This window comes from Primorskyibacter flagellatus (genome assembly GCF_048268605.1).
In the GTDB taxonomy this organism is placed as follows: domain Bacteria; phylum Pseudomonadota; class Alphaproteobacteria; order Rhodobacterales; family Rhodobacteraceae; genus Primorskyibacter; species Primorskyibacter flagellatus.
This window is the reverse complement of sequence record NZ_JBLWVF010000013.1, coordinates 18999-34217: the sequence shown is the minus strand read 5'-3', so window position 1 is coordinate 34217 and position 15219 is coordinate 18999. Positions and strand designations below refer to the sequence as shown.

Sequence of the window (15219 nt, the reverse complement as noted above, 5' to 3'; positions counted from 1 at the left end):
GCCGCTTGTTTGCCTTTGCCGCCGTCCTTAGCCGAAAGGGGCGAGAGGGGAAAGGCCCCGGCGCTACTCGGCCCCCGCCCGCTTGGCCAATTGATCGACCTTGCCCATGCGCCACAGCTTGACCTCGCGCGTCAGGCGCAGGCTGGGTTTGCACAGAAAACAGAACGAGCCGATGATGAACAGCCAGATCGCGGGTGCCTTCATGCTGTCCCACAGAAACAGGACAGAGCCGATGGTGAAACTGATCGCGGCGGCAAAATCCACCAGCGTATATGCCAGCTCATAGGCCGCATAAACACGCTGCGTCTTTGCGTTGCGGGTGCGGTTGGAATGTCGGAAAAGCTGCATGGGGCACGTCTCGCTCTGCGGTGTCGGGAATGTCCGACTTAACCTAGCAAGCGCAAGCGAAAGTTCCGAGGCCTCTCTTTCCCACGTTCACCGCATCGCGCAAGTCGCGATAGGCAGATCCGCTGGGCCTAGTGCGCTCAGCCAACGTCTATTTCCGATGCTTTTCCGATGCCTCCGAACCAAACTCGGCGTCCCGCATAAAATGAATTAACGAACCTACTTTCTCATCAGTTTGACCAATAATCCTATCGAAGTATTTTATCAGGGCTTCGTTTGCAGTTCTTAGCGGCATCGAAGAATCCGATACCTCTCGCATTTCTTCTATGTCGTTCAAGGATACGTTGGCATAGACGCCAATAATTTCGCCTGCCTTATCAACAGCTGCATTCGTAGCTGACAACGCGAACAGAGCATATTCATTCCTTATCCCCTCATTGTAGCGCCCGATCTTATCGAAAACCGCGACAAATTGCTCAAGGGATTGTCCTTCTCCGCCCTTGAGCAGATTTATCTTAAGTTCTGAACGAGCACTTGCAATTAAATCTCGGGCGCTTGTGCATTTTTCGATGAACCTCCGATATGAAGAACGGCGCTCCTCGCCGAGCTTAAGTTCTCGATCACGTTTTTTCTGCCATGGATAGGCCACGAACGCCACGAGCAGAGCAGTAATCGACCCGATGATATATCCTGAAGCTGACTTGGGAGCCAAGCAATACGCAAAGGACCCAATCAAAATGAGACAAGCGACCGCAGTCCAGTTCAGGTCGCGAAACTGCGAACGGTCATCTTTAAGTTTGCTCAAGAACGCTCTGAACTTTACCCGCACTACCGTGACAACCCACCCCGCAGCGTCGGGACGTCCAGCGATGCGAACCCGTAATGCCGCAGCCAGCGCAGGTCGCTGTCGAAAAACGCGCGCAGGTCGGGGATGCCGTATTTCAGCATGGCGATCCGGTCGATGCCCATGCCGAAGGCAAAGCCCTGCCACTCGGCCGGATCGACGCCCGCCGCCGTCAGCACCTTGGGGTGGACCATGCCGGAGCCCAGAACCTCCAGCCAGCCATCGCCCTGCCCGATCTTGAGCTGCCCGTCCTCCCATGAACACTGAATATCAACCTCGGCGGACGGCTCGGTGAAGGGGAAATGCGAGGCGCGGAACCGCGTCTTGATGCCGTCCACCTCGAAAAAGGCGGAAAAGAACTCCTCCAGCACCCATTTCAGGTTCGCCATCGAGATGTCCTTGTCGATCGCCAACCCCTCGACCTGATGGAACATCGGCGTGTGCGTCTGGTCGTAATCGGCGCGGTAGACGCGGCCCGGCGCGATGATCCGACAGGGCGCGCCGTATTTCTCCATATGCCGGATCTGCACCGGCGAGGTATGGGTGCGCAGCACATGCGGCGGGCGGTCGTCGCCCTCGGCGCGGTGCATGTAGAACGTGTCCATCTCGGCCCGTGCGGGGTGGTGGCCGGGGATGTTCAGCGCGTCGAAATTATACCAATCCGTGTCAATCTGCGGGCCTTCGGCGACGGAAAATCCCATCTCGGCAAGGATCGCGGTCACTTCTTCCGTCACCTGACTGATCGGGTGAATGGTGCCCTGACGCACGCCGCGCGCAGGCAGCGTCACGTCCAGCCATTCGGCCCGCAACCGTTCGTCCAGCGCGGCATCGCCCAACGCAGCCTTTTTGGCGGCGAGGGCAGAGTTGATCTCGGCCTTCAGCGCGTTCAGCGCAGGCCCGGCAACCTGCCGTTCCTCGGGCGTCATGCGGCCAAGTTCGCGCATTTTCAGCGCCACTTCGCCCTTTTTGCCCACGGCCGTCAGGCGGATCTCCTCCAGCGAGGATTCGTCGCCCGCTTCGGCAATCAGGTTCAGATATTTTGATTTCAGATCGTCCATTGCCGCACCCCGGAATTGATTGGCATCCTGCTATCACAAGAGGCCGTGAATTCAAGACCAGGCGCGCGCAATCACCCGCGCCCAGCACGTTGCCTGCCAGGTGTTGAAAGTCCCAAAGGCGGCGTGGCCCGGCTTAGTTTCCGAAAATCTGGATCGGTGACGCCGCCAAAAGCTGCCCCAGCGCGGGCGATGGCGACTGGCTGAATTGGGTGTTCGCGTTCAACCCCTGCCCGATGATCTGCACCACCTGCGGCGAGCCCGCGAATTTCGTATGGTTGCTGGAGCTTGCATCATGGATCTTCGACAGGTCGATCACCGTCACTCCCAGCCGTTCCAGCATCGCCGTATCCGCCGCCCCGACGCGCGGCACCCCGCCCGCAATGCGGCGCGAGATACGCAGGGCGAAATCATCCTTGGAGACCAGCACATACATCTTTTCCCGGATCGACGCCGGAAGGATGCTGACCTGTGTGCGGAACAGGTCAATATCAATATCCGGCGCGGCCAGAACGATATGTTCCAGCTTGCCGTGACGTTTCAACCGTGAGGCCAGTTGCGCATCGACAAGCCCCTCCATGGTCAGGAAGGTCCCCATCGAATGGGCGAAGATGCCGAAACCCTCGGCATTGGTGCGGGTCAGGATCTGGGTGATTTCCTTCAGCTTGGCACGGGCCACCAGCGCGCTGTTCAGATCATAGACATAGCGCGGCGTTCTGGCCGCCGAGGCCCAGGTGAACAGCACCGGCACGCCCTCGAACTTCGTATCCTCGACGAACTGCGCCAGCCGCAGGATGCCGTCGCTGGCGCTGGTGTTATAGCCGTGAACGAAAAACATGACCGACCGCTGACCGGGAGGCCTTGTTGCCAACTCCTTGTTCAGCGCCGCGATAAAAGCGCCGTCGCTGTCAAAGACGGTCGGATCGACCACGGTGAATTCGCGCCTCGGGTCAGGCGGCAACTGCCGCGCACGCTCCACCCGGCCGGGCATATGGTTGGGCGGTATCGTGACCTCGACAGAGGCCAAGCCCAGCTCTGGCGCTCTTTGGGCGGTAAAGAACGCGCCCGTCACCTCGGTCGCCTGCCGCGTCGTGGCGATAAAGACTTTCTGACGGTTAAGATCGAAGGACGCTGCCGGGAAGTCCGGGTTGACCACGCCGATCAGTTCCGGCGGACGCCCGCAACCGACAAGAAACGACAGCACAAGCGCCGCAACGAGGAATTTCAGAGAGAGAATTCGGGTCATGCGCGCTCCGCTTGGCTGAGTATGGCGCAGCCCGGACGTGCTGCAAGCTGACGCAATGCTATCAGCGCGTGTGTGACCGGGCAATAACGTCATGAGCCGCCCGCAGCAGGTGCCGCATAAGAAAAGGGCCGCCTCCGAAGAGACGACCCTTTGATCTTTTCGACCGATTGCCAGGCTTATGCGGGCAATGCGGCTTTCGCCTGATCCACGATCGCGTTGAACGCTTCGGGCTCATGGACGGCCAGATCGGCCAGAACCTTGCGGTCCACTTCGATCCCGGCAAGACCCAGACCGTTGATGAAGCGCGAATATGTCAGCGTTTCGTCATGGCCGCGAACAGCCGCGTTGATCCGCTGGATCCACAGCGCGCGGAAGTTCCGCTTGCGGTTCTTGCGGTCGCGTGTGGCGTATTGGTTTGCTTTGTCGACAGCCTGACGCGCCACCTTGAAGGTGTTCTTGCGGCGGCCATAATAGCCCTTCGCTGCGTCTGTGACTTTCTTGTGACGGGCGTGGGTGACTGTCCCACCTTTGACTCGTGCCATTGTTCAGATCTCCTTCAGCGCGCGTAGGGCATCATTGGCTTGATGATCTGCTCATCAGCCTTGGCCAAAACGGTGGTTCCACGCGCATCGCGGATGAACTTGGTAGAGCGCTTGATCATGCCGTGGCGCTTGCCTGCCTGACCCGCCTTGATCCGGCCCGAGGCCGTGATCTTGAACCGCTTCTTGCAGCTCGATTTCGTCTTCATCTTGGGCATTTCCGGCTCCTTGATATTAGGTTCGGTTACCGCGCGACTCGGCATGCCACTTAAGCCGGACGCGCAGGCGAAGCCGCCCTATACGCGCAGCCCGCGCGGATGACAAGAACCGATCCGCGATTTCAGTTGATGATGCGTCCGATAACAGCAGCGAAAGCGCGCGGCACGTCGTCAAAAGTCAGCCCACCGGGTTCCAGATGGTACGCATAGCCGACAAGCCCGCCGCTGACGATCAACATGATCAGCGCAAATATCGGCGCGCGCCCGTCCGCCAGCGCAGAGGCCACCCGCGTGATCGAAAATGTGCCCAGAACGCAACCGAGGACGAGGTAAAGATCACTCTCCATGCCTCGTCCCCCCTGTTTCAAAAAACGCCGTCCGGCGCTGTTTCTAGTCCGGGTCGGTGCTGAAAATCAAACGCTCGTCGCAGGGCGCGACGCGCAGAATGTTGGTGGTGCCGGGGACATTGAAAGGCACACCCGCAGTGACCACGATATGATCTGTGGCAGAGGCATACCCCCCTGCCCGCGCTGCCCGCGCAGCACTGACCACCGCCTGTTTGAACCGCTCAAGCACTCCGGTCATCACGCAGTTCGTCCCCCAGCTCAGCGCCAGCCGGCGCGCGGTTCCACGCTCCGAGGTCATGGCGATGATCGGCACCCGTGGCCGTTCACGCGCTGTCAGCAGCGCCGTGGTGCCCGATTGCGTAAAGCAGCAGATCGCCTTGATATCGACATTCTCCGCAATCTCGCGCGCGGCAGAGACGATCGCGTCGGAAACCGAGGTCCGGTCGACCTTGCGGCTGGCCTCGATGACTTCCCGGTAGGTTTCATCCGCCTCGACCTCGCGGGCGACGTTGTCCATCGTCTGAACCGCCTCGGTGGGATACTGGCCGGCCGCCGATTCCGCCGACAGCATGATCGCATCCGCGCCTTCATAGATCGCGGTCGCCACATCGGACACTTCAGCCCGTGTCGGCATCGGCGATTCGATCATCGATTCCAGCATCTGGGTCGCGACGATCACCGGCTTGGCCGCCCGGCGGCAGCGACGCACCAGACGCTTCTGGATCGGCGGCACGTTCTGCACCGGCAGTTCCACACCCAGATCGCCGCGCGCCACCATGATGCCGTCCGACGCCTCAAGGATTTCCTCGAAGGATTTCACCGCGGTCGGCTTTTCGATCTTTGACAGGACCGCGGCCCGGCCATTGACCAGTTCCCGCGCTTCCCAGACGTCCTTGGCGCGCTGCACAAAGCTCAGCGCCAGCCAATCCACGCCCAGCGCGCAGACAAATTCCAGATCCTTGCGATCTTTTTCCGACAGCGCCGCCAGCGGCAGTTCCACATCCGGGACGTTCACGCCCTTGCGGTTGGAAATCGTCCCACCGGTGATCACGGTGCAATCCGCGAAGTCCGGGCCGCATTGTTCTACCTTCAAACGGATCTTGCCGTCATTGACCAGCAGATGCGCGCCGTCTTCCAGGGCGGCGAAGATCTCGGGATGTGGCAGGCGCACGCGGTTGATGTCGCCCTTGGTCTCATCAAGGTCCAGCCGGAATGCCGCCCCCTCGACCAGTTCTTCCTCGCCATTGGCAAATTCACCCACGCGCAGCTTCGGCCCCTGAAGATCGGCCAGAATGCCGATGGTCGAATCAAGATCCTTCTCGACCTTGCGGATGATCTCGTGGCGCTTGCTGATCTCGTCATGGCTGCCATGGCTCATGTTCAGACGAAACACGTCCGCCCCGGCCTCGTGCAAGGCCCGAATGGTTTCGTAATCGCTGGAGGCAGGGCCCAGCGTGGCGACGATCTTGACGTTCCGCAGGCGTCTCATATCAGCTATTCCTTCGCATATTGATTTTCGCAGGCGGGATCGGCGCAGCAATGTTATCGCTAACGAGCCCTTTGGGGCGTTATTGCCCATTTCACATTCTGACGCAACTGCCCTATGCAATCGCCAAGCAACATGAAAATCACATGACGTATCAACCATATTTCATCGAAGGTGCGCAACGCCCGTCTCGCTGGATGGTCACCTGCGATCACGCAAGCAACCTTGTTCCACCGGCTCTTGGCGGCACATTGGGGCTGCCCGAAAGCGAAATGGCGCGTCATATTGCCTATGATATAGGGGCCGCAGGCGTCAGCCGCGCCCTTGCAGACGCGCTGGATGCCCCGGTGGCGCTGTCCAACTTCTCGCGGCTGGTCATTGACCCCAACCGCGGCGAAAATGACCCGACCCTGCTGATGCGGCTTTATGACGGGACGGTGATTCCCGGCAACCGCCATGCCGATACCGCAGAGCGCGAGCGTCGGCTTGACGCCTATCACCGGCCCTATCATGCGGCACTGGAGGAAGTGGCGGCGCTGCATCCGAAACGGGTGATCGTATCGATCCACAGCTTCACGCCACAGCTCAAGGGGCGGCCGCCGCGCCCGTGGCATATCGGCGTGCTGCACGCCTATGACGAACGCCTGACGGAACCGATGTTTCACCGCCTGACCGCCGAGGGCGATCTGGTGGTCGGGATGAACCAGCCTTACGGCGGTCACCTGCCCGGCGACTCGATTGACCGGCACGCGCTGCAACATGGGCGGCTGAATGTGCTGATCGAACTACGCCACGATCTGATCGCCACACCGGATCAGCAACATGCCTGGGGCCAGCGACTTGCACCGCTGCTTGAAGCAGCCCTTGCCGATACCCACCTTTGAATGATGGCCAAGGCCACCGACAAGGAGACACGACATGGATGACCAGACCCGCATCGAACTTGAGGCCGCCGCCTTTCGCCGCCTGCGCCAGCACCTGATGCAAGACCGCACCGATGTGCAGAATATCGACATGATGAACCTTGCCGGCTTCTGTCGGAACTGCCTGTCGCGCTGGTATCAGGAGGCCGCCAATGAACGCGGCATCGAGATGTCAAAGGACGAAGGCCGCGAGGCGTTCTACGGCATGACGATGGACGACTGGAAAGCCAACTATCAAACCGATGCGGGCGCGGATAAGCAGGACGCCTTCAAGAAGGCCTTCGCCGAAAATGTCGGCCCCAAGGGCTGACAGGGCAATGGCTGGCGATGATCGGCTGACAGGGTTTGTGCAAACCGCGCTGGCCGCCGGCCACGACCGGACAGAGATTGCCGCCCGGCTGCGCGCTGCGGGCTGGTCGGCAAGCGAAATCGACCATGCAATGGGCCAATGGGCGCAAGACGGTTTTGCCCTGCCTGTGCCGAAGCCATTGCCATCTCTGGGCGCGCGTGACGCTTTTCTTTACGCATTGATGTTCACGGCATTGGCCGTGGTTCTGGGCTTTTCCGTTCCGCTCGGCTTTGCCCTGATCGACAGTTGGCTGCCGGACCCGGCCGACAGAATCATGCGTCTGGCAGCGCGGATGCGCTGGCCCATTGCCGTGCTGATCATATTCCTGCCGCTGTTCCTGATCCTTGACCGCAAAATGGCCCGCGCCACACGGCGTGACGGGGCGCAGCGACGATCCCGCGCGCGAGCGGTGTTGGGCTTTCTTGCCCTGTTCCTTGCCGCGATGACCCTTCTCGGGGATGCCATTTCCGTGGTCTTCACCTTCCTGTCGGGCGATCTGTCCCTGCGCTTCGCGGCAAAATCCGCCCTTGTCGCCCTGCTGGCGGCGCTGGCCTTTCTGTATGTCAAAGGCCTGATGGCCTCCGATCCGACAAAGGCTGAAAATGAGACCTGACCGACTTGCCGTCTGGTGCCTGACTGTTCTTGTCGCCGCGATGCTGGCGCTTGCGCTGATGCAAACCGGCGGGCCGGGCATGGGCCGGGCCGAGAAACGCGACTTTGCCCGGCTCAATGATCTGACCGAGCTTGAGCGCTTTGTGGTTTGCGTCGCGCGCAAGGGCGGGCAAGACACCCTGCCCCCGACCCTGTCGCCGGTCGCCGCCTGCCCGGAGGACACGCCCCGCGAGGATCGGTTCACTGGCGCGCCCTACCGCTACGAGCGGCAAAGCGACACTACCTTCCAGCTTTGCGCCCGCTTCGAAGTGCCCGAGCGTCTGGACTATCGCGCCAGTCAACTCGACGACGAAACCGGCTGCATCACCGGACTATATGAACGGCCCGCGATGCTGAACGAGTAAACAAACCCTTGTTGCATCGCGCGCCAGATTTACATTTTATTGTTTATTATTAATTGCTTAGGTTTCGCCGCGAAACCTCAGACGGCAGCCTTGCGGCTTTCCTCCAGATAGATCTCGCGCAGCCGCAACGCCTTTGCGCCCGGCACCCCGTCACCGATCGCCACGCCGTCCATCGCTACCACCGGCATCACGAAGGTCGAGGCCGAGGTGATGAACGCCTCATCCGCCTGTTTGACCTCGTCGATGGTGAAATTGCGTTCTTCCACCTCCATCTGCGCCTCGCGGGCAAAACGCAGAACGGCCGCACGGGTGATGCCGTGCAGGATGTCCTTGGACAGCTCGCGCGTGATGATCTTGTTGCCCTTGACGATATAGGCATTGTTCGAGGTGCCCTCGGTCACGAAACCATCCTCGACCATCCAGGCATCATCCGCGCCGGCCTTCTTGGCCATCATCTTGCCCATCGACGGATAGAGCAGCTGCACCGTCTTGATGTCGCGGCGGCCCCAGCGAATATCCTCGATGGAGATAACCTTGATGCCCTGTTTCGCCACGGGACTATCGGCCAGACCGGGCTTGTTCTGGGTGAACAGCACGACGGTCTGCGCGGTCGCTTCGGGATCCGGGAAGGCAAAATCGCGGTCCGCAGGGGCACCGCGGGTGATCTGAAGATAGATCATCCCCTCGTCGATCCCGTTCACGCGGACCAATTCGCGGTGGATTTCCAGCAACTCGTCTTTGGACATGGGCATGCCCATATCCAGTTCGGTCAAGGACCGTTCCAGCCGCACCGCGTGGCCGTCAAAGTCGATCAGCTTGCCGCCCAGAACGCTTGTTACCTCGTAGACCCCGTCCGCCATCAGAAAACCCCGGTCAAAGATCGAGATCTTGGCGTCGGCCTCGGGCAGGTAGTCGCCATTCACATAGACGGTGCGGCTCATGTCGTGGTCCTTTGTTCTGTCGGGTGTGACACCCGGTCGTGGCTAGCGGGGCGGATCACCCCCAAAGTGCGGCTTCGGACGGGTGAACCCCCGCCTCGTCGAAAACCAGCGCGTCGTCACGGTCTTTAGCCAGCAGGAGCGGCCCGTCAAGGTCCGTCACCTCGGTCCCCTGTGCCAGCAACACCGCAGGCGCCATCGCCAAAGAGCTTCCGACCATGCAACCGATCATCACGCGAAAGCCCAACCGCCGCGCCCTTTCGCGGGTGGCCAGCGCCTCTGTCAGCCCGCCGGTCTTGTCCAGCTTGATATTGACCATGTCATAGCGCCCCTGAAGCCGGTCCAGATCGTGACGATCATGGCAGCTTTCATCAGCGCAGACCGGCACTGGACGCGCGATCCCGTCCAAAGCGGAATCGTCGCCGGCAGGCAGCGGTTGTTCAACCAGCGCCACACCAAGGCGGCTGAGATGCGGAGCAAGATCGGCGTAGATCTCGGCGCTCCAGCCCTCATTCGCGTCAATGATGATGCTGGATTTCGGCGCGCCCGAACGGACAGCCTCCAACCGGGGCATATCGTCGGGCGTGCCAAGCTTGATCTTCAGCAAGGGCCGATGGGCGTGCTTGGCGGCAGAGGCGCGCATCGCGTCGGGTTCGTCCAGTGACAGGGTATAGGCGGTGATCTCGGGATGTGGAGGTGCCAGCCCGGCCAGTTCCCACACCCGCTTGCCCGATGCCTTCGCCTCCAGATCCCACAGGGCGCAATCCACGGCATTTCGCGCGGCACCAGCGGGCAGAAGGTTCTGCAAGGCCGTGCGGTCAAATGCGGCGGGAAGACCCGCGATCTGCGCCTCAACGCTGTCCAGCGTCTCATCGTAGCGGGCATAGGGCACGCATTCGCCCCAGCCGGTCACGCCATCCTTGGCGATACGGACGGTCAGCACCTTGGCCTCTGTCCGGGCACCCCGGCTGATGCGGAACACCTGCGCCAGCGGGAACGCATCGCGCGTCACGTCTATCTGCACCGGATATACTCCTGTTTTGGCTGCCCGTCGCAACCTGCCACGGGCGAAACCGGAACTCAAATGGCAGCCAGCGTCTTCACCAGCTTTTGCGTCCCAAAGCGGAACGGATCGGTCGCAGGCAGACCCATGCGCTGCTCTAACCCCGCCAGATAATCGCGGGCCTCGGCCTCTTCCATCGCCTGCGTGTTGACCGAGATGCCCACCACCTGACAGTCCGGATTGGCAACCCGCGCCAGTGGCAGTGCCGTGTCGCGCAAGACCTCCAGTGACGGCAGTGCGTAGCCCGGCAATCCGCGCATATGGGCGCGCGAGGGCTCGTGGCTGAGGATCAGCGCATCGGGCTGGCCGCCATGGATCAAGGCCATCGTCACGCCGGAAAAGGAGACGTGGAACAGGCTGCCCTGCCCCTCGATCACGTCCCAGTGGTCACCGTCATTGTCGGGCGTCAGCCATTCCACAGATCCGGCCATGAAATCGGCCACGACCGCATCCAGCGGGATACCGTCACCGGTGATCAGGATGCCGGTCTGTCCGGTGGCGCGGAAGGTGGATTTCATCCCCGCCGCCCGCATGTCCCGGTCCAGCGCCAGCCCGGTATACATCTTGCCGACAGAGCAATCCGTCCCCACCGCCAGAACGCGCTTGCCGCGCCGTTTGACCCCGTCGGCGATCGGGTAATTCACAGACGGCACCCGCACATCATGCAGCGTGCGTCCGCATTCGGCCGCCACGGCCACCAGATCGGGCTCATCCCGCAGCAGGTTATGCAGGCCCGAGGCAAGGTCAAAGCCTTCCTCCAACGCGGCCACCAACACCTTTTTCCAAGCCTGCGAAATCACGCCGCCCCGATTGGCCACGCCGATCACCAGCGTCTTTGCCCCTGCTGCCTTTGCCTCGGCCAGGGTCATGTCCGGCAGCTTCATATCGGCCTTGCAACCGTCCATCCGGAACTGGCCGACAGCATTGTCGGGCCGCCAGTCGCGAATGCCCTGCGCGACTTTTGCTGCAAGCGCATCAGGGGCATCCCCGAGAAACAACAGGTAGGGGGTCTGGATCATGGCGGCACCTCTGGATCTGTATCAATTTTGTCTGCGACCCTAACAACTGGGGCAGTGAAAGAGTTTCGCAAGTTATGGGTGCAGGCGCGCAATTGCACACGAATCTTCGACAGATTGATAATTGCTTGCAAGAACTGTGCTTCAGACTTGGGCAATGCGGGAATATTCATCACCATATCGCGGCAGGGAACACGAACACGCCCTCCCCGGCGGGCCGCCTGAGAAAGTCCCCTTGATACGCGGCGTTTCTTTCGCCGCAATCCGTTTTCGACAGGAGCGCTGTCAAATGCTGCAAGCGCACATTCGCACTTGCAGCAACGCACGCAAGAATATACTAGCCGAAGCGATAGATACGCAACTTCCTTACGCAGAGGCCCGACCATGTCCTTCCGCATTCAGCCCACCCCCGTCGCCCGCCCGAACCGCTGCCAACTGTTCGGCCCCGGCTCGCGTCCCGCGATCTTCGAGAAGATGGCGGCAAGTGCTGCCGATGTGATCAACCTTGATCTAGAGGATTCCGTCGCCCCCACCGACAAGGATTCCGCCCGCGCCAACATCATTCAGGCCATCGGCGACATTGACTGGGGCAACAAGACGCTGAGCGTGCGGATCAACGGGCTGGACACGCCCTATTGGTATCGCGACGTGGTGGATCTGCTGGAACAGGCAGGCGAACGGATCGACATCATCATGATCCCCAAGGTCGGATGCGCCGCCGATCTGTATGCCGTCGATGCGCTGGTCACGGCCGTGGAACGCGCCAAGGGGCGCGGCAAGCCGCTGGGATTCGAGGTGATCATCGAAAGTGCGGCGGGCATCAGCCATGTCGAGGAAATCGCCTCTGCCACGCCACGTTTGCAGGCGATGAGCCTGGGTGCGGCCGATTTCGCAGCCTCGATGGGCATGGCCACTACGGGCATCGGCGGCACGCAGGAAACCTATTACATGGCGCGCGAAGGCCAGAAATACTGGTCCGACCCGTGGCATTGGGCGCAGGCGGCCATCGTCGCGGCCTGCCGCACCCATGGCGTGTTGCCGGTGGACGGGCCGTTCGGCGATTTTTCCGATGATGAGGGGTTCCGCGCACAGGCGCTGCGGTCAGTCACTTTGGGCATGGTCGGGAAATGGGCGATCCACCCCAAGCAGGTGGCAATTGCCAACGAGGTTTTCACGCCCTCCGACACCGCCGTGGCCGAGGCACGCGAAATTCTGGGCGCGATGGAGCAAGCCAAGGCCAAGGGCGAAGGGGCAACCGTCTACAAGGGGCGTCTTGTTGACATCGCATCGATCAAACAGGCCGAAGTGATTGTGAAACAATCGGAAATGATCGCGCAAAACACCTGAATTCGAGAGCGTTTACGACCTCGTAACGATTGCGCATGTATGACGCGTATAGGTGTGTTTGTCCCGGAGACCTGCCATGTTGCAAGGGTACAATGTTGTCGATTTTGCCGGCCCGATCGGGTTGTTGTGCGTTCTGATCGTTGGCGTGGGCGAAATCCGGCGCTGGCTGTCCAGTCCGAAGCAGGCGCAGTATGTGCTGGGCGCGATCTTCGGTCTGGTCGCCGTGATCGAGATGGAGATGCCGATCAGCCCGTTTGAGGGCGTCATCATCGACCTGCGCATCGTCCCTGTCATTCTCGCCGGGGCTTTCCTGGGCTGGCGCGGTCTGGCCGTCTGCCTTGTCATGGCGATTACCACGCGTCTGTATATCGGCGGCGTCGGTGCCGGTTCGGGTGTTGCATCGGTGGTGATTTCCGGCGCGCTGGGTGCACTGTGGACCGGCGCGACACGGGCGCATCTGCGCCGGAATTTCTGGCATCTTTGTCAGCTTGGCCTGATCTCCGGCCTGTCCTTTGTCAGTGCGGCGTTGCTTCCTGCGGATATTGCAATCTGGTTCGTCTGGAACGCCGCACCGATTCTCTGGCTGATCTATCTGGTGACCATTCCTATCGTGGGGGCATTGATCCAGCGAGAGATCCGCCGGATCGAAGCCGAACATTTCATGCGGGAGGGTGCCTCGACCTGTCCGGACAGCGGATTGTTGCGCCCGGCCTCGTTCATCCGCGAAACCCTCCAGCTGGCCGCAACAGAACCCAAGGGCACGGTCGCTGGCCTGTTGGTGATCTGGCCGGTCTACGCAAAATGGCTGGGCACGTTCTGGGGCAGCGGGCTGACCAGCCGTGTGCAGGCCGCTATGGCCATTGCGCTTGTCGGAAGGTTGACCCATTCCGGCAGGATTGGCCTGTCCCGGCATGGGCACCTTCTGGTTCCGTTGACTGCGGAAGAGGTCGCGCAACACCAGGACGCCACCGAAAGCCTGTCGCGCCGCCTTGCACAAACCGAACTGCGCCTCTCGGCCGGACAGAAATTCCGCTTTGGCGCAAAGTTGCGGGTGCTGCCGGCGCAGAACGACGCGGAACTTTTCGATCTGCTGCAATCCGTCGAGAGCATCGAGTCTCCTTCGGCAATGTCTTGCGATGGGCAGCCAACCTCATATGCGGCGGCGCAAGCGGACAAAGGCGCGCGCCAGAGTCGCGATTCGTTGTTCGCCAAGCTTGACGCGACGCTCGCCGTGTCCAGAACGGATACGGTCAGGCTGAACGACTGAACATAACCTAACTGCGTTCATCCTTGGGTGACCCCATCACGACGTAGGACGTGATCGCGGCCACCTGCGGCAATGTTCCCAGAACCTCGGTATGGAAATGTTTGTAAGCAGCAAGATCGGCGGCTTCGATCCGCAACAGATATTCCACGGAGCCGGTGATATTGTGGCACTCTCGGACTTCGGGGCTGCGCGAGATTGCGCGCTCGAACGCTTGTTGTGCGGCCTTCGTATGCTGACCCAACCCCACCGTTACATAGGCGATGAACCCGGTGCCCATTGCCTCGGGGTTCAGCACCGCGCGATAGCCAGAGATGACGCCCGCCCGTTCCAGCGCCGTGACCCTGCGCAAACAGGCTGACGGCGACAGCCCGGCCCGCGCGGACAGGTCCAGGTTGCTGATACGCCCATCCTCTGTCAGCGCACGCAATATTTTGCGGTCAATTTCGTCAATGCCCTTCATAAATTGCATAATTAGTCCATAATTCCTACAAAATGCAACTTAATGACACGAAGCCCGCGCAATAAGTGCACGCATGACAGAAAACATCCTCATAGCGCTGGCAGGTTTTGCCCTTGTTTCGTCAATCACGCCGGGACCGAACAATCTGATGCTGATGGCGTCGGGGGCCAATTACGGCTTTCGCAACACCATCCCGCATATGCTGGGCGTGGGGATCGGATTCGTCGTGATGGTCGCACTGGTGGGCATCGGATTGGTCCGCGTGTTCGATGCCTGGCCGGTGGCGCATCACATTCTGACATGGGTCAGCGTGGCGTATTTGCTCTGGCTGGCATGGCGTATCGCCCATTCCGCCGCCCCCGGATCTGCCGATGGAACCGGTCGCCCGATGCGTTTCATCGAGGCTGCGGCATTTCAGTGGGTCAACCCGAAAGCCTGGACCATGGCACTGAATGCAATCACGCTTTATGCGCCCGAAAGAAACCTGGCTTCCGTTCTGCTGGTTGCCGCGATTTTTGGCGCGATCAATCTGCCCAGTGTCTCAAGCTGGACCCTGATGGGGCAGCAGATGCGACGCGTGCTGAGCAATCCGCGCAGGCTTCAGCTATTCAACTGGACCATGGCACTGCTTTTGGTGGGTTCTCTCGCCCCTGTTTTGATGCAGTGATCCGCACGATCCCGGCAGCAGTACTGGCACGCGCGCCAGCCTAAACGCGACCCGGTGCCAAAAATCTTGTTTTGTTGCATCTGCTCGATGGCC

General features: G+C 60.9%; 19 protein-coding genes. 7 read left to right on the top strand and 12 right to left on the bottom strand.

The features are described 5' to 3' along the window. Positions 1-63 precede the first annotated feature (63 nt). The 8 genes from ACN0WV_RS13890 to pyk form a co-directional block, all read right to left on the bottom strand. Positions 64-348, bottom strand: a complete 285-nt coding sequence (locus tag ACN0WV_RS13890) for a YrhK family protein (RefSeq protein WP_417606566.1) — start codon at positions 346-348, stop codon at positions 64-66. A gap of 148 nt (positions 349-496) precedes the next feature. Further along, positions 497-1150, bottom strand: a complete 654-nt coding sequence (locus ACN0WV_RS13885; RefSeq protein WP_417606564.1) for a hypothetical protein — start codon at positions 1148-1150, stop codon at positions 497-499. Positions 1151-1173: 23 nt separating this feature from the next. Next, complete coding sequence (gene pheS / locus ACN0WV_RS13880; RefSeq protein ID WP_417606562.1) at positions 1174-2247, bottom strand: phenylalanine--tRNA ligase subunit alpha; 1074 nt, start codon at positions 2245-2247, stop codon at positions 1174-1176. Between the two features lie 133 nt (positions 2248-2380). Beyond that, the gene (locus ACN0WV_RS13875; protein WP_084352962.1) at positions 2381-3490 is read right to left on the bottom strand and encodes an alpha/beta hydrolase; all 1110 of its coding nucleotides are present in this window, start codon (positions 3488-3490) and stop codon (positions 2381-2383) included. Between the two features lie 176 nt (positions 3491-3666). After that, positions 3667-4032 (bottom strand): 50S ribosomal protein L20, encoded by a 366-nt coding sequence (gene rplT / locus ACN0WV_RS13870; protein WP_084352961.1) that lies wholly within the window; start codon positions 4030-4032, stop codon positions 3667-3669. A gap of 14 nt (positions 4033-4046) precedes the next feature. Continuing rightward, the gene (rpmI, locus tag ACN0WV_RS13865; RefSeq protein WP_084352960.1) at positions 4047-4247 is read right to left on the bottom strand and encodes a 50S ribosomal protein L35; all 201 of its coding nucleotides are present in this window, start codon (positions 4245-4247) and stop codon (positions 4047-4049) included. Between the two features lie 122 nt (positions 4248-4369). Further along, positions 4370-4594, bottom strand: a complete 225-nt coding sequence (locus ACN0WV_RS13860; protein ID WP_417606559.1) for a hypothetical protein — start codon at positions 4592-4594, stop codon at positions 4370-4372. Positions 4595-4637: 43 nt separating this feature from the next. Further along, positions 4638-6083, bottom strand: coding sequence for a pyruvate kinase (gene pyk / locus ACN0WV_RS13855; RefSeq protein WP_417606558.1), 1446 nt, complete (start codon positions 6081-6083; stop codon positions 4638-4640). Positions 6084-6226: 143 nt separating this feature from the next. On the opposite strand from pyk, the gene ACN0WV_RS13850 reads away from it, so the two are divergent. Genes ACN0WV_RS13850 through ACN0WV_RS13835 form a run of 4 tightly spaced genes read left to right on the top strand, consistent with a single transcriptional unit; the run spans position 6227 to position 8368 of the window. Continuing rightward, entirely contained in the window at positions 6227-6964 is a 738-nt protein-coding gene (locus ACN0WV_RS13850) for an N-formylglutamate amidohydrolase (protein WP_417606556.1), read from the top strand. Positions 6965-6998: 34 nt separating this feature from the next. Beyond that, the gene (locus tag ACN0WV_RS13845; protein ID WP_417606554.1) at positions 6999-7313 is read left to right on the top strand and encodes a DUF1244 domain-containing protein; all 315 of its coding nucleotides are present in this window, start codon (positions 6999-7001) and stop codon (positions 7311-7313) included. Positions 7314-7320: 7 nt separating this feature from the next. Further along, complete coding sequence (locus ACN0WV_RS13840; RefSeq protein ID WP_417606552.1) at positions 7321-7965, top strand: DUF5671 domain-containing protein; 645 nt, start codon at positions 7321-7323, stop codon at positions 7963-7965. Next, on the top strand, positions 7955-8368 hold the full coding sequence (locus ACN0WV_RS13835) for a hypothetical protein (protein WP_417606551.1): 414 nt from the start codon (positions 7955-7957) through the stop codon (positions 8366-8368). Before ACN0WV_RS13840 ends, ACN0WV_RS13835 begins: the two co-directional genes overlap by 11 nt. Positions 8369-8445: 77 nt before the next feature. Here the strand turns inward: ACN0WV_RS13835 and ACN0WV_RS13830 are convergent, their stop codons facing one another. From ACN0WV_RS13830 to dgcN, 3 genes are read right to left on the bottom strand one after another with little or no spacing between them, the layout of a single operon-like run. Next, the gene (locus ACN0WV_RS13830) at positions 8446-9309 is read right to left on the bottom strand and encodes a D-amino-acid transaminase (RefSeq protein WP_417606549.1); all 864 of its coding nucleotides are present in this window, start codon (positions 9307-9309) and stop codon (positions 8446-8448) included. A 55-nt stretch (positions 9310-9364) separates the two neighbouring features. Beyond that, the gene (dgcA, locus tag ACN0WV_RS13825; RefSeq protein WP_417606547.1) at positions 9365-10330 is read right to left on the bottom strand and encodes an N-acetyl-D-Glu racemase DgcA; all 966 of its coding nucleotides are present in this window, start codon (positions 10328-10330) and stop codon (positions 9365-9367) included. Between the two features lie 56 nt (positions 10331-10386). Further along, positions 10387-11388, bottom strand: a complete 1002-nt coding sequence (dgcN, locus tag ACN0WV_RS13820; protein ID WP_417606545.1) for an N-acetyltransferase DgcN — start codon at positions 11386-11388, stop codon at positions 10387-10389. 381 nt (positions 11389-11769) lie between these two features. On the opposite strand from dgcN, the gene ACN0WV_RS13815 reads away from it, so the two are divergent. Together ACN0WV_RS13815 and ACN0WV_RS13810 are read left to right on the top strand one after the other, a co-directional pair. Continuing rightward, positions 11770-12732, top strand: coding sequence for an L-malyl-CoA/beta-methylmalyl-CoA lyase (locus ACN0WV_RS13815; protein ID WP_417606543.1), 963 nt, complete (start codon positions 11770-11772; stop codon positions 12730-12732). 76 nt (positions 12733-12808) lie between these two features. Beyond that, positions 12809-13999 (top strand): LytS/YhcK type 5TM receptor domain-containing protein, encoded by a 1191-nt coding sequence (locus tag ACN0WV_RS13810; RefSeq protein ID WP_417606541.1) that lies wholly within the window; start codon positions 12809-12811, stop codon positions 13997-13999. 7 nt (positions 14000-14006) lie between these two features. Here the strand turns inward: ACN0WV_RS13810 and ACN0WV_RS13805 are convergent, their stop codons facing one another. Beyond that, positions 14007-14459, bottom strand: coding sequence for an Lrp/AsnC family transcriptional regulator (locus tag ACN0WV_RS13805; RefSeq protein ID WP_417606651.1), 453 nt, complete (start codon positions 14457-14459; stop codon positions 14007-14009). Positions 14460-14532: 73 nt separating this feature from the next. Here ACN0WV_RS13805 and ACN0WV_RS13800 point away from each other — a divergent pair, with 73 nt between their 5' ends. Continuing rightward, positions 14533-15126, top strand: a complete 594-nt coding sequence (locus tag ACN0WV_RS13800; protein ID WP_417606539.1) for a LysE family translocator — start codon at positions 14533-14535, stop codon at positions 15124-15126. The last annotated feature ends 93 nt before the right edge of the window (positions 15127-15219 follow it).